The following is a 13,611-nucleotide window of genomic DNA, read 5'->3' on the forward strand; positions in this document are numbered from 1 at the left end:
GGTAGATCCCCCCGGCCACCCGTCCCCTGTTCGTCCTGCGACACGAGTGGCACCTTTCACGGAAGCCGAAATTCGCTCTCCGTAGCCAGTACCACACGCATCGTGCCGTTCACTGGATCAACAAGCGGTATCGGCTTGCCCGTTTGTGAGGTGATATGTGGCCCGCTCGTCCAGGAGGAGGGGGACCAGGTTCCGGGCCGACTGGCGCAGCGGTACGTACGCTCCGTCACCGTCGCGCCGGAACGTCACACCGTGCAGGGCGAGTTCGTCCTTGACGTCGGCGAGCTGAGCGGCGGTCAGCCGGTAGCCGCAGGGCGGGTCCTGCAGGATCTCGGCGGGCTCGGCCGCCTCGTTGTCGGCGCCGCCGAGGTAGACGGGACCGCGGTCCTTGAACCCTGCCGTACGGGACGCGGCCGTGGCGGCCTCGATGCGCCCGCGTCGCTCGTCGGTGAAGCTGAACAGCCCGTCGAGTGCGGCCAGCTGCGAATCGACGCGACGTCGGCTGTTGAGCGCCGGGTCGGCCTTCTCGGCGTCGGTGAGGGCGTCGACCCGGGACTCGATGAGCAGGCCCACCGCATGCTTGATGCCCGCGGTGTTGCGCAGAATGCGCTCCTGTCCGTCGCCGGCGGTCTGCTTGATCGGGTCGCCGGTGACCGGGTCGGTCCATATGCCGTAGAGACCGCTGCTGTAGCCGGCCTCCTTGGCGGTGGGCCGGACATACTCTTCGGCCAGCGTCTGCGATTCGCCGTGCACCCGGTCGTCGGTGTTGAGGTTGCGGGGCCAGAGGACGAACAGGTCCTTGTCGTAGTACGGCGGGGTGGCACCGTACTCGTGCAGGTCGTAGATCACATCGGGCTTCCGGTCACGGATCACCGCGGCCATGGCACGGGCCTCGGCGGTCTGCAGGGCGATGTGGTCGCGGTTGATGTCGACACCGTCGGAGTTGCCGCGCGTGTTCGCGGCCCGCCCGTCGGGGTTCGCGGTGGGGACGACGAGGACATCGGTCCGGGAGAGGAAGGCGCGGGTCGCGGGGTCCTTGGCGTACGCGAGATCCCGGACGGTGGTCAGACAGGCCTCGCGGCCGGACGGTTCGTTGCCGTGCTGGCTGCAGATCAGCAGCATCGTGTCGGACGTGGGGTGGTGGTTGCCGATACGGACGAGCTGGACCGGGCGGCCCTGTTTCGTCGTGCCGATCCGGTCGATGGAGACGCGGTCGCTGCCCCGGTCGACGGCGGCGAGGAATGACTGTTCCTCGGGCTGATCGGTCCAGTGGGCCCCGTTGCTGATCTCGAAGCCGGTACGGGGCGGGGTGTGCGCGGCCTCGGCCGGGACCGTGACCAGGGGCACGGCCAGAACCGCGGCCGCGGCCGTCAGGGACAGGTACCGGGCCCCCGGCCGACGGATGCCGAGGCGACCAGGGCGCGGCCGGGCGCGGAGCTGACGGACGATCGGGATACGGGGTGTCATGAGCGGCTGCCTCCCGGGATGCGGTGTGCGGGACGCGGCGGTGCCACGCCCTCGGGACGGGATACGCGGGGGGTGGCTGTCGCGGGCGCGGGGCCCGCGGTGGCGCGCACGAACGCTGCGGCGCCGCCGACGAACGGCAGCTTCGCGGACGTACGGGCCAGGTCGAGGGTGAGCGTGGGGGTGGAGTCCGGCGGGTCGATGAGGTCCTTGTCGGTGCCCGCGACGATCAGGGCGAGGCGGTGTCCGGCCGGCACGACGTGGTCGCTCGCGGCGAGGTCGACGGTGATCGTGTAGCGCTCGCCCGGGGTGAGCGGGCGTCCCTTGCCCGCGGAGGCGTACGTCCCGAGGTCGGCCCAGCCGCGGCTGAAGACCGTCCGGTCGACGGTGGTGGTCCTGGCCTCGGTCGCCTTGAAGCAGGAGCTGTCCCCGGCGGTGCTCGCGCCCCAGCAGGTGCGGTCGGTGAGGGTGGTGATGCCTTCACCGGATGCGGCGTAGTCCCGGATGGTGTCGGGGCCGACGTCGACGAGGACCGCGGAGAGATGCGCGGTGGCGGTCGTCGGGGTCGCCGTGACGGTCACCTGCGAAGAGCCGGCGAGCCGCAGGTCGTGGGCGAGCGGTGCGGTGAGAAAACCGGCCTTGGCGCCCGTGGTCCTCTCCAGGTCGGCGGCCCAGTCCGTCTCGCCCTGCTTCGGGTCGTCGGTGAACGTCTCCGTGGCGCCGGGGCGGGCGGGCCTGCGGGTGAGGGTGCCGACACCGGGCGTGGTGCCGGTGCCGGGGCGCACGGTGGTGGCCGCGGTGGTGCGCGGCGGCCAGACCTTGTCGGTGGACCACTGGCCGGGGTGGCGTTCGATGTCGGCCATCGGTTCGCGGTCGATGCCGTTGTCGTAGCCGAGGAGGTAGTGGTCGAACCAGCGGTGCAGGGTGTCGGCCCACTCGGCGCGCCGGTAGTCGAACGGGTCGACGTGCCCGGTCTGGGAGAGCCAGATCTTGCGCTCGACGCCCCGGTCCGCGAGGGCGTCCCACCACTGGCCGAGGTGCTTGGTGCGGACGTTGAGGTCCTGCATCCCGTGGACGGCGAAGACACTGGCCTTCACCTTGCGGGCGTCCTTCACGTAGTCGCGCTCGTTCCAGAGCTTCGTCCGGTCGCCGGTGCGGGGCGCCTCGTCGACGAGCTTCTGCTGGACGGCGGCGCAGCGGGCCCGCGCCTCGGGGCTCTCGACATAGTCGGAGAGCCATTCGGGGCCGCTGTCGTAGAGGGGGGCGCCCTGCGCGAAGTAGTAGTCGTACCAGGAGGAGATGGAGCCGATCGGAACGATGGTCCGCAGACCCTCGACTCCGGTCGCCGCCACCCCGTTGGCGATGGTGCCGTCGTAACTCTTGCCGATCATTCCGGTGCGGCCGTTGGACCAGCCGGCTCCGGTGCGTTCGGTGCCGGTGCGTGTGGTGTAGCCACGGGCCCGGCCGTTCAGCCAGTCGATGACCGCCTTGGCGGACTGGACGTCGGAGCGGCCTCCGACATCGACGCATCCGTCGGAGCGATTGGTGCCGGCCAGATCGACGGCGACGAAGGCATAGCCGCGCGGGACGAAGTAGTTGTCGTAGTACAGCGGGAACCGGACCGGATTTCCCTGGCTGTCGTACGTCTTCAGCTGACTCTCGTTGCCGCGCCCGCAGCAGGAGTAATACGGGCTGGCGTCCATGATCACGGGTATCTTCCGGCCCTGCGCTGCGGGTTCGCGCGGCCGCACGATGTCGACGGCGACCCGGTCGCTCTTTCCGTTTCCGTCGCCGTCCAGTCCGGTGTCCACCCAGACGGACTCCCGGACGGCGTTCCCGTACGAGTAGACGGGTCTGCTCTCCCGCGGGCTCGCGCCCTGCGCGCCTGCCGGTGAGAGCAGGACGGTCATCAGGGCGGCCGAGGCCGCCACCACCAGCGATCTGTACGTCAAGCGGGTGCCCCGCGCACGTATCGGCATCTGCGGAAGGTACCCCGGTCAACTCCTGTGCAACAGGGGGCGATTCCGCGCCGACGTGACGTGGAAGCAGTCGAGGGTGCCATGACGGCCGAAGGGCGACCGTGTGACAGCAGAGGTCATGGACACGTCCGGGACTGCCCCGAAGGGCCGGTCCGCGCGCCGCCTTCCCCGGTGGGGCACGGCGCGCGGTCTCGGGCCGGTGGCACCGGTCGGGCGGGACGTCGCGGACAGCACCCCCTAGGCTGGTGGGGTTCGTGCTGTTCCGCCAGCCTCGGCCGATTCCGGCCGGTTCCCGCGCGTACGAGGAGCGTCCCTTGCCCGGTCCGACCCCCGATTCCTCCCGTGATGCCCGTCCCACGCTGGAGGCCGTGGCGGCCCGCGCCGGGGTCTCGCGGGCTACGGCCTCCCGGGTCGTGAACGGCGGGGCGGGGGTTCGGCAGCCGCTGGTGGACCAGGTCCGCAAGGCGGTCGAGGAGCTCGGGTACATACCGAACCATGCCGCACGGACCCTGGTCACCCGGCGCAACGGCGCGGTGGCCGTGATCATCGACGAGCCGGAGTTCCGGATCTTCTCCGACCCGTTCTTCTCCCGGCAGATCCGTGGCATCAGCCGTGAACTGAACGTGCACGACGCCCAACTGGTGCTCCTCCTGGTGGAGGGCAGCGGGGACTTCGACCGGGTCACCCGCTATCTGGCCGGTGGCCATGTGGACGGCGTGCTGGCGTTCTCACTGCACACCGACGACGAACTTCCCGCCGTCATCCGCCGGTTCCGGGTGCCCACGGTCTACGGCGGCCGCCCCGGAACACCGGGGGACGCATCGGAACACGCCGTCCCCTACGTCGACTGCGACAACCGCGGCGGCGCCCGCGAGGCCGTACGCCATCTGGTCTCCCTCGGCCGGCGGCGGATCGGGCACATCGCGGGGCCCCGCGACCAGACGTCGGCGCTCGACCGGATCGACGGCTACCGCGATGTGCTGCCCGACGCCGATTCGTCACTGATCGTGGAGGGCGACTTCACCGTCGAGGGCGGCGCCCGGGCGATGGCCGAGCTGCTGGAGCGCCACCCCGGCCTCGACGCCGTGTTCGCGTCCAACGACCTGATGGCGTCCGGCGCCCTTCGGGTGCTGGGCGAGCACGGCCGCCGGGTACCGGAGGACGTGGCGCTGGTCGGCTTCGACGACATGGAGCAGGTCGCCGAAACGACCGATCCTCCCTTGACGACTGTCCGTCAGGATGTCGAAGGCATGGGGAGGTTGATGGTGCGACTGCTGATGCAGCGGCTGAACGGCGAAGGGGAGCAGCCCGATTCGGTGATCACACCGACCGAGCTCGTCCGGCGGGCCTCGGCCTGACCCGTCCGGGCGGAGGACGTCATCGGCACCGGCGCCCCCGCCCGCGTACGAGCCCGTGCGGCCGCGACCGGCCGGCAGACGCCCGCGGTCGCCGAAGGCGCATCGGCCAACTGAACACCGCGGGCCCGGCTGAGCTCAGCGGGTGCCCCGCATCCGGTGGGCGGCTCGGGCCCGGCGCGCGTACGGCAGATAGCGCAGCCGCTCAGGCAGCACGGGCACCACGGCCCGGACGACACGGCAGAACCGCCTGAGCTTCCGCTCCTGCGCGTCCGTCCATTCCAGACCGATCGCCTCGCGCGCGTCCGGCGGCATGAGACCGATGGTGATGAACCTGCGGAACCGGGCCAGCGGCGGGAACAGGACCGGCCACAGGGCCTTGAGCAGCAGCCTGACCGGCAGCGGACCCCGGTCCGGCGGCGGTACCGGCCGGTCGGTGGCGACCAGCTCCTCGACGACGACGGTCGCCTCTATCTCGTCGGCGAGCACCTTGCGGTAGTACGGCCAGAACTCCTCGATCGACTGCGGCATGTCCCGGTCGTTGATGCCGAGGATCCGGCCGACCTGGAGCCATTCCCGGTACAGGGCCCGCTCCTGCGCCTCGGTGAGCGGGCGGACGAGATACCGCGTGCCGTGCCGGTAGATGGGAAAGCCCGTGGCGTGCACCCACGCATAGTTCGCGGGTGACAGCGCATGGTAGCGGCGCCCGCGGGTGTCGGTGCCCTGAATGGTGCGGTGCAGCTTCCGGAGCCTGCGCCCCTCCTCGGCGGCTTCCTCACCCCCGTACACCCAGAGTTGGAGCGAGCGCAGGGACCGTTCGCCGCGGCCCCACGGGTCCGTACGGAACACCGAGTGGTCGTCGACGCCCGCGCCGACCGCCGGATGGGCGACCTGGAGGGTGAGGGCGGCGGGCAGCATCAGCAGGGCGCGGACGTCTCCGGCAAGGCTCCAGAGCACTCCGCCGGGCGGCGGCGGCTCGGGCTCCCGCTTCCGGTCCCTGCCCCGGGGTGCTTCGCTGCTCATGCGGGGGCTCCCAGCAGTCGACGGACGCGCGGGCCGGTGCCCGGCTGATGTGTATTCCAGTATGCGATCGCGGGCAGGCCGGCGAGCAGCAGGGGCGACGGGACCGGTGAGGCCGGTCCGGCCGGCGGCCACTGTGTGCACAGCGGCACGGTGCCTCGTGTCACCGCCAGCCGACCGCTTCCAGCACCGCGGCCGCGGCCTCGTCGACGCGGTGGTAGGTGGCGTCGAGTGTGAAGTCCTCCACCCGGGACCGGTCGAGGATCCCGTCCAGCTCCCCCGATCTGTCCAGGTGCCACCGCAGCGCGTCGGGCTCGTCCGCGTGGCGCCGGGACAGCCGCTGCCGGACCACCGGCAGGTCGACCCGGAGCCGGCACACGGACAGGCCGACACCCACCGCCTTCTCGCACTGTTTCCGGTCCTCCGCGTCCTCCACGACGCCCGCGAGTACGAGCCGGGTGACGCCCGCATCGAGGTAGTTGCCGACCATGCACCTGAGATTGCGCAGGAGCAGGGCGAAGTTGAAGCGGTCGTCGGCGGGCGCGGGCCAGGTCCGGCAGAGCCAGTCCATGTCGATGACGGCGTTGGGCACGCCGGCGCCGGTGAGCAGCTCTCCTGCGGCCCCGGCCACCGACGTCTTGCCGGCCCCGACGGTGCCGGTGATCAGAAGGGCGCGGACTTCCGGAGCGCTGTCGGTTCGCATGACCGGGAGCCTACGGTGGGCGATGGTTCACCGGTGACGCGGGCTCAGCGCCCGGCGCCCTACTCGTAGTCGTACACCGTCACGGCTATGCCCCGGCTCAGCAGCCGACGCTCGATCAAGGGCTCTGTTCGGGACCACTTACCGCCTGCGAGGCCGCATCCGATCCGGGGCATGTGGACCGATGCACCCAGCTCGACGGCCCGTTCGGCCACGGATTCCAGCGCCGTGTCCATCGCCTCGTACCGCACGGGTACACCTTTGCTGCCCGTACGCATGCCCCGCTGCCCCACCATGTTCGCCACCCACACATACGGCCCGACCTGGACGAACTGCACCGCGCCCAGGCCGAAGTCGTTGCCCGCGCGCTCGCGGTGCCAGCGGCGGTACGCGGCCTCCGGCTCGGGCCAACGGCGCGACACGGCGAGGACGAATCCCTTGCCCCAGCCGCCGAGGTCGTTGCAGACATGCGCGATCAGCTTGACGCCCTTGCCCTGTGGTGCGGTGGCGTCCCCCCGTACATACGTGATCTCCGGCATGACACCACCGTACGGACCACCACTGACAACCGGCCGGGTTCAGCTCTCCCCGTACAGCGCCTCGATGGACCCTGCGTACCTGCCGTGGATCACCCGGCGACGCAGTTTCAGCGACGGGGTCAGTTCGCCCGTCTCCGGACCCCATTCCGCAGACAGCAGCCGGTACCGCTTGACCTGCTCCGTCCGGTTGAGCCTGGCGTTGGCCGCCTCGACGGCGCGGGCGATCTCCTCCCGTATGGCTGGGTGGTCGGCCAGTGCGGCCGGATCGCTGTCGATGCCCCGGGCCGCCGCCCAGGCCGGGGCCATCTCGGCGTCCAGGACCAGCAGGGCGACCAGGTAGGAGCGGCCGTCGCCGTGGACGAGGGCCTGGCCGATCAGCGGGTGTTCCTTGAGGGTGTTCTCGACGAGGGCCGGGGAGACGTTCTTGCCGGTCGAGGTGACGATCATTTCCTTCTTGCGATCGGTGAGCCACAGGTACCCGTCCTCGTCGATCCGGCCGATGTCACCGGTCGCGAACCAGCCGTCCGGGTCGAGCGCGCGCTCCACCGTGCCGTCGGCGCGCAGATAGCCGGTGAAGACCGTCTCGCCGCGCACCAGGATCTCGCCGTCGTCCGCGGTCCTCAGTTCCAGGCCCTCCAGCGGCCGGCCCACCGAGCCGAGCCGGAAGCCGGTCGGACTGTTGCAGGTGAAGACGCCGACCGTCTCGGTCAGCCCCCACGCATCCATGATCACAATGCCGAAGCCGGCCCAGAAGCGGACCACGTCGAGCGGCATCGGCGCGGACGCGCTCGCCGCCCACACCAGTCTGTCGAAGCCGGCCTGTGCGAGGAGCGGTTCCAGCACCGTCGTCCTGGCCTGCCGGTAGGCGGCTTCCAGCTCGGCCGGCGGCTGTTCGCCGCGCTCGCGGTGGGCGACGTGCTCACGGGCCGTCCCGGCCGCTGCGTCGATCGCCGCGCGCTGTTCCTCCGGCAGGGCTGCAAGGGCGGCCCGCACAGATGCGGCGAGCTTCTCCCAGACTCGCGGGACACCGAAGAACTGGGCAGGGTGCAGAGCCCGCGCCGCAGCCGCGACCGCCGCCGGGTCGGGGCAGAGGTGGACGTGCGAGGCGCGGAAGACCGGCAGGTAGATGCCGAGCATCCGCTCGGCGATATGGGCGAACGGGAGGTAGCAGATGTGCGCGACATGGTCGGGGAGCTCGACCACCCGGTCCAGGGCGAGCGCGTTGACGACGACGCTGCGGTGGGTGATCGGGACGGCCTTGGGATCGCCGGTGGTTCCGGAGGTGTGGACGACCGTGAGGGGGTCGTCGGCCCGCGACTCCTGCCAGGCCTTCTCGAAGGCGTCCGGCCGGTACAGCCGGGCTCCGGTGGCGTGCAGCGAACCGTAGGAACGGTGGGGTCCGGCCTCTGCGGCCTCGACGACGACCAGCTTCTCCAGCGGTACGGTGACGTCGGCGAGCAGCGGCTCCCAGCGTTCCCGTTCCCGCGCCCCCTCGACGATCGCGAACCGGGCGCGACTGTGCCGGGCGATGTGCGCGATCTGTTCGGGGGCCGCGGTGCCGTACACCGTGACGGGGACGGCTCCCAGGTGGGTGAGGGCGAGGTCGGTCAGCCAGTGTTCGGGCCGGTTGCCGATCATCATGAGAACCTGCTCGCCGCGTTCCACTCCGAGCGCGGTGTACCCGGCGGCGAGTACGGCGGTCTTGCGCCGTACCTCGTGCCAGGTGAGGGTCGTCCATCCGGACTCCGCCCCGTCGGCGCGCCACGAGAGGGCCGGCAGATCACCGTGATCCTCTGCGTTGCGCCGCAGCAGAGCGGGGAGCGTGAGTTGCCCGGGTTCGGCGGGAAGTCGCAGGATCGTGGTCACGGCCGCCTCCTGGCGCCATCGGCCGGACCGTGCGGGTCCGTACCGGCGGTTGGGACTGCGCTTCGATGGTGCCGGAGACTTTCACAACAGTGGTGAGACAGCAATACTGTTGAACCGGATTGATGCACACGGATGCGGGCAGTGCCGCGGTACGGACGTAACCGGGGACAGCACTGCCGGCGGTCAGCAGCAAGGAGCAGACATGGCGACCGGGACCGAGGAGCCGACGCTCACTGTCGACGAGCTGGCGGCGCGCGCCGGAGTGACCGTACGCACCGTGCGTTTCTACAGCACGCGGGGACTGCTGCCGCCCCCGGTGATCGGGCCGCGCCGGGTCGGGCACTACGGGCACGCCCACCTGTCCCGTCTGGCGCTGATCGAGGAGCTGCAGCACCAGGGCATGACGCTCGCCGCGATCGAACGCTATCTGGAGCAGCTGCCACCCGATCTGAGCGCCCACGATCTGGCGATCCACCGGGCGCTGGTGGCGTCCTGGGCACCGGACTCGGCGGCGGAGGCGACCCGGGCGGAGCTGGAGCGGCGCGCGGGGCGGGCGCTGACCGAGGACGACGTGGACCGGCTGGCCGCGATGGGTGTGCTGGAGCGCGCGGAGGCTGCGGACGGCAGCTTCCGGGTCGATCCGGGGATGCTGCGGCTGGGCGTCGAGCTGCTCGACGTACCGATCGCCAACGAGACGATCCTCGCGGCTCGCACGGTGCTGCTGGAGCACACCCGTTCCGCTGCGCACGAGCTGACGCGGCTGTTCCGGGACGAGGTGTGGAACCCGTACCGGGAGCGGGAGTCGGACCCGGAGCATGTGGCGGCGATGAAGTCACTGTCGGCCCATATGCAGCCGATGGTGCTGCAGGCGCTGGTGACTGCGTTCCAGCGGTCGCTCAAGGAAGAGCTGCGGGCCGCGTTCACGGCGGAGTGAGTCCCCGCCGCAGGCGGCCGCAGCACCTTCCCGGCGTGTGGTCCGTTATCCGACGGCGCCGTCCCACAGCTGGGTGGTGTGGGCGTCGATGAGTGCGCCGATCCGGTCCAGGAAGGCGTCGGCGGGCTGCGGGTCGAGGCGGCGTCCGTCGCGCAGCCGTACGGCGACGTGGTCGTCGGCGGCTTCCCTCGCTCCGATCACGACTTGGTAGGGCACCAGGCGGTCCTCCCGGATGCGGGCGCCCAGGGTGCCGCGTTCCGGCCCGGCGACCTCGGCCCGCAGCCCGCGGTCGGTGCATCGCTCGGCCAGCGCCACGGCGTTGGGCAGTTCCGCCTCGGAGATCGGAAGGATCGCCAGCTGGGTCGGGGCGAGCCAGGCGGGGAAGGCGCCGCCGTGCTGTTCGATGAGATGGGCGACGGCCCGCTCCACGCTGCCGATGATGCTGCGGTGGACCATGACCGGCCGGTGCTTCGCGCCGTCCGCGCCGATGTAGTGCAGGTCGAACTGCTCGGGCTGGTGGAAGTCGACCTGGACGGTGGACAGGGTGGACTCCCTGCCCGCACCGTCGGTGACCTGGACGTCGATCTTCGGGCCGTAGAACGCGGCCTCGCCCTCCGCCGAGTCGTAGGGCAGGCCGGAGCGGTCGAGTACCTCGGTGAGCAGGGCGGTGGACCGCTGCCACTTCTCGGGCGCGGCCACGTACTTGCCGCCGGGTCCGGGGAGGGAGAGCCGGTATCGGGCCGGGCGGATGCCCAGTGCCTCGTACGCGCTGCGGATCATCTCCAGGGCGGCCCGCGCCTCGTCGGCGACCTGGTCCAGGGTGCAGAAGATGTGCGCGTCGTTCAGCTGGATGGCCCGGACGCGGGTCAGTCCGCCGAGCACGCCGGAGAGTTCGGAGCGGTACATGCCGCCCAGTTCGGCCATGCGCAGCGGCAGCTCGCGGTAGCTGTGGGAGCGGGAGCGGTAGATCACCGCGTGGTGGGGGCAGAGACTCGGCCTCAGGACGACCTGCTCCGATCCCAGCTCCATCGGCGGGAACATGTCGTCGCTGTAGTGCGACCAGTGCCCGGAGATCTCGTACAGCTCCCGCTTGCCCAGCACCGGCGAGTACACGTGGCGGTAGCCGGCCCGCCGCTCGGCGGTGCGGATGTACTCCTCCAGGGTGTGCCGCACGGTCGCGCCGTCGGGCAGCCAGTACGGAAGTCCCGCGCCGATCAGCGGGTCGGTGTCGAACAGGGCCAGTTCGCGGCCGAGCTTGCGGTGGTCGTGCATGGCGGTCTCCTCGCGGTCATCGGGCGAGTGACCTCCCTCAGGCTCTCGGCTTCGCTCGAGCAGTGAGGAATCCCCGTGCCGAAGCCCCGGGGCACTCGCCCCGGGGCTTCGGACTGAGACATCTGTCAGCGCGCCGGGACACTCTCCGGCGTCGTCGTCATGGCAGCGCGCTTCATGGCGCTGACGCTAGCAGGGTGCCCCGCTGTCCACCCGGTATTTTCCGGCCGGAGGGTGCGGATACCGCAGCCTCCGGCCGGTACGTGGCCCGCCGGGGCCGCCGGTCAGTCGTGGAAGGTCTCGCCCTTCTCGGCCTTCTCCACCAGCAGCGCGGGCGGCAGGAACCGGTCACCGTACTTCTCGGCGAGTTCCCGGGCGCGTGCCACGAAGCCGGGCAGGCCGCCCTCGTACCCGTTGATGTACTGGAGCACGCCGCCGGTCCACGGCGGGAAGCCGATGCCCATGATGGATCCGATGTTGGCGTCGGCGACCGAGATGAGGACGTTCTCCTCCAGGCAGCGCACGCTGTCCAGTGCCTCGGAGAAGAGCATCCGCTCCTTCATGTCCTCGAACGGGACGTCGGCGTCCGGCTTGGCGAAGTGCTCGCGCAGCCCCGGCCACAGCCCGGCCCGCTTGCCGTCCTCGCCGTACTCGTAGAAGCCCGCGCCGCCGCTGCGTCCGGTACGTCCGAACTCGTCGACCATCCGGTCGATGACCGCGTCCGCAGGGTGCCCGGCCCAGGTGCCGCCCGCCTCCTCGACCGCGCGCTTCGTCTCGTTGCGGATCTTGCGCGGCAGGGTCAGCGTCAGCTCGTCCATCAGCGAGAGGACCTTGGCCGGGTAGCCGGACTGTGCCGCGGCCTGCTCGACCGACGCGGGCTCGACGCCCTCGCCGACCATGGCGACGCCCTCGTTGATGAACTGGCCGATGACACGCGAGGTGAAGAAGCCGCGCGAGTCGTTGACGACGATCGGCGTCTTCTGGATCCGGCGGACCAGGTCGAAGGCGCGCGCCAGGGCCTCGTCACCGGTCTGCTCCCCCTTGATGATCTCCACCAGCGGCATCTTGTCGACGGGCGAGAAGAAGTGCAGGCCGATGAAGTCGGCGGGGCGCGTGACCCCCTTGGCGAGGACCGTGATCGGCAGGGTCGAGGTGTTCGAGCAGAGCAGTGCGTCGGGCTCGATGATGTCCTGGATCTCCTGGAACACCTTGTGCTTGAGCGCGGTGTCCTCGAAGACCGCCTCGATGACGGCGTCGCAGCCCGCCAGATCGGCCGGGTCACCGGTCGGGGTGATGCGGGCCAGCAGCTCGTCGCGCTTCGCCTCGGTCGTACGGCCCCGGGAGAGCGCCTTGTCGAGCAGCTTCTCGCTGTAGGCCTTGCCCTTGGCGGCCGCCTCGGTGGAGACGTCCTTGAGGACGACCTCGATACCGGCGCGGGCGCAGGAGTACGCGATGCCGGCGCCCATCATCCCGGCGCCGAGGACGGCGACCTTCCTGACCTGGCGCTCCTCGATGCCCTTGGGGCGGTTGGCGCCGGAGTTGACGGCCTGGAGGTCGAAGAAGAACGCCTGGATCATGTTCTTCGAGATCTGGCCGGTGACGAGCTCGGTGAAGTACCGGGCCTCGATGGTCAGCGCGGTCTCGAAGTCGACCTGGGAACCCTCGACGGCGGCGGCCAGAATGTTGCGCGGCGCAGGCATGGGGGCGCCCGCGAGCTGCTTCTTCAGGTTGGCCGGGAAGGCGGGCAGGTTGGCGGCGAACTTCGGGTGGGACGGGGTGCCGCCGGGGATCTTGTAGCCCTTGACGTCCCAGGGCTGCTGGGACTCGGGGTGGGCGTCGATGAAGGCGCGGGCCTTGTCGAGCATCTCCTCGGGCGTGGCCGCGACCTCGTGGACGAGACCGTTCTCCAGGGCGCGCTTCGGGGTGTACTGGGTGCCCTGGAGGAGGACCTTCAGCAGCGCGTCGGCGACGCCCATGAGCCGCACGGTGCGGGTGACACCGCCGCCTGCGGGCAGCAGGCCGAGGGTGACCTCGGGCAGGCCGATGCGGGAGCCGGGTGTGTCGAGCGCGATGCGGTGGTGGGAGGCGAGGGCGATCTCGTAACCGCCGCCGAGGGCCGCTCCGTTGATGGCGGCGACGACGGGGATGCCGAGGGTCTCGATGCGGCGCAGCGAGTGCTTGATGGCGGTGCCGACGTCGAAGGCGTCCTGGGCGTTCTCCGGACCGACCTTGATCATGTCCTTGAGGTCGCCGCCCGCGAAGAAGGTCTTCTTGGCGGAGGTGAAGATGATGCCGCGGATGGCGTCCTTCTCGGCTTCCGCGCGGTCGGCGATGGCCGCGATGGAGTCCTTGAAGGCCTGGTTCATCGTGTTGGCGGACTGGTTGGGGTCGTCGAGTACGAGGGTGACGACGCCGGTCTCGTCCTGTTCCCAGCGGATGGTCGTGCTCTCGGTCATTGCTGTGTTCTCCGTAGGCAAGGGTTGGC

Annotated in this window: 10 protein-coding genes; 2 read left to right on the top strand and 8 right to left on the bottom strand. The window is 70.8% G+C overall.

The window, feature by feature from the left end:
* Nucleotides 1-117: 117 nt before the first annotated feature.
* Complete coding sequence (locus OHA88_RS10690; RefSeq protein WP_328625289.1) at nucleotides 118-1,467, bottom strand: M14 family metallopeptidase; 1,350 nt, start codon at nucleotides 1,465-1,467, stop codon at nucleotides 118-120.
* Complete coding sequence (locus tag OHA88_RS10695) at nucleotides 1,464-3,443, bottom strand: Xaa-Pro dipeptidyl-peptidase (protein WP_328625290.1); 1,980 nt, start codon at nucleotides 3,441-3,443, stop codon at nucleotides 1,464-1,466. The genes OHA88_RS10690 and OHA88_RS10695 overlap by 4 nt, the downstream gene beginning before the upstream one ends.
* Nucleotides 3,444-3,757: 314 nt before the next feature.
* Here OHA88_RS10695 and OHA88_RS10700 point away from each other — a divergent pair, with 314 nt between their 5' ends.
* Nucleotides 3,758-4,801 carry a LacI family DNA-binding transcriptional regulator gene (locus tag OHA88_RS10700; protein WP_328625291.1) on the top strand — a complete coding sequence of 348 codons (1,044 nt, stop codon included), beginning with the start codon at nucleotides 3,758-3,760 and terminating at the stop codon, nucleotides 4,799-4,801.
* 135 nt (nucleotides 4,802-4,936) lie between these two features.
* On the opposite strand, the gene OHA88_RS10705 is transcribed toward OHA88_RS10700, so the two are convergent.
* The 4 genes from OHA88_RS10705 to OHA88_RS10720 form a co-directional block, all read right to left on the bottom strand.
* Nucleotides 4,937-5,821: an oxygenase MpaB family protein gene (locus tag OHA88_RS10705; RefSeq protein WP_328625292.1), complete on the bottom strand. Its 885-nt coding sequence runs from the start codon at nucleotides 5,819-5,821 to the stop codon at nucleotides 4,937-4,939.
* Nucleotides 5,822-5,981: 160 nt separating this feature from the next.
* Nucleotides 5,982-6,521 (bottom strand): AAA family ATPase, encoded by a 540-nt coding sequence (locus tag OHA88_RS10710; protein WP_328625293.1) that lies wholly within the window; start codon nucleotides 6,519-6,521, stop codon nucleotides 5,982-5,984.
* A gap of 59 nt (nucleotides 6,522-6,580) precedes the next feature.
* The gene (locus tag OHA88_RS10715) at nucleotides 6,581-7,057 is read right to left on the bottom strand and encodes a macro domain-containing protein (RefSeq protein ID WP_328625294.1); all 477 of its coding nucleotides are present in this window, start codon (nucleotides 7,055-7,057) and stop codon (nucleotides 6,581-6,583) included.
* A gap of 39 nt (nucleotides 7,058-7,096) precedes the next feature.
* A complete protein-coding gene (locus OHA88_RS10720) occupies nucleotides 7,097-8,923 on the bottom strand; it encodes an AMP-dependent synthetase/ligase (RefSeq protein ID WP_328625295.1) in 1,827 nt (608 codons plus the stop codon).
* A gap of 202 nt (nucleotides 8,924-9,125) precedes the next feature.
* Between OHA88_RS10720 and OHA88_RS10725 the strand changes: the two genes are divergently transcribed.
* Nucleotides 9,126-9,857, top strand: a complete 732-nt coding sequence (locus OHA88_RS10725) for a MerR family transcriptional regulator (RefSeq protein ID WP_328625296.1) — start codon at nucleotides 9,126-9,128, stop codon at nucleotides 9,855-9,857.
* Nucleotides 9,858-9,902: 45 nt separating this feature from the next.
* Here the strand turns inward: OHA88_RS10725 and thrS are convergent, their stop codons facing one another.
* Both thrS and OHA88_RS10735 read right to left on the bottom strand, forming a co-directional pair.
* Nucleotides 9,903-11,192: a threonine--tRNA ligase gene (thrS, locus tag OHA88_RS10730; protein WP_425900440.1), complete on the bottom strand. Its 1,290-nt coding sequence runs from the start codon at nucleotides 11,190-11,192 to the stop codon at nucleotides 9,903-9,905.
* A gap of 218 nt (nucleotides 11,193-11,410) precedes the next feature.
* The gene (locus tag OHA88_RS10735; RefSeq protein WP_328625297.1) at nucleotides 11,411-13,582 is read right to left on the bottom strand and encodes a 3-hydroxyacyl-CoA dehydrogenase NAD-binding domain-containing protein; all 2,172 of its coding nucleotides are present in this window, start codon (nucleotides 13,580-13,582) and stop codon (nucleotides 11,411-11,413) included.
* Between the last annotated feature and the right edge of the window lie 29 nt (nucleotides 13,583-13,611).

It is taken from the genome of Streptomyces sp. NBC_00353 (assembly GCF_036108815.1).
In the GTDB taxonomy this organism is placed as follows: Bacteria; Actinomycetota; Actinomycetes; order Streptomycetales; family Streptomycetaceae; genus Streptomyces.

Coding starts and splice junctions, on each gene's coding strand:
- OHA88_RS10690 (WP_328625289.1), bottom strand. CDS start 1,467: ATGACACCCCGTATCCCGATCGTCCGTCAGCTCCGCGCCCGGCCGCGC.
- OHA88_RS10695 (WP_328625290.1), bottom strand. CDS start 3,443: ATGCCGATACGTGCGCGGGGCACCCGCTTGACGTACAGATCGCTGGTG.
- OHA88_RS10705 (WP_328625292.1), bottom strand. CDS start 5,821: ATGAGCAGCGAAGCACCCCGGGGCAGGGACCGGAAGCGGGAGCCCGAG.
- OHA88_RS10710 (WP_328625293.1), bottom strand. CDS start 6,521: ATGCGAACCGACAGCGCTCCGGAAGTCCGCGCCCTTCTGATCACCGGC.
- OHA88_RS10715 (WP_328625294.1), bottom strand. CDS start 7,057: ATGCCGGAGATCACGTATGTACGGGGGGACGCCACCGCACCACAGGGC.
- OHA88_RS10725 (WP_328625296.1), top strand. CDS start 9,126: ATGGCGACCGGGACCGAGGAGCCGACGCTCACTGTCGACGAGCTGGCG.
- OHA88_RS10735 (WP_328625297.1), bottom strand. CDS start 13,582: ATGACCGAGAGCACGACCATCCGCTGGGAACAGGACGAGACCGGCGTC.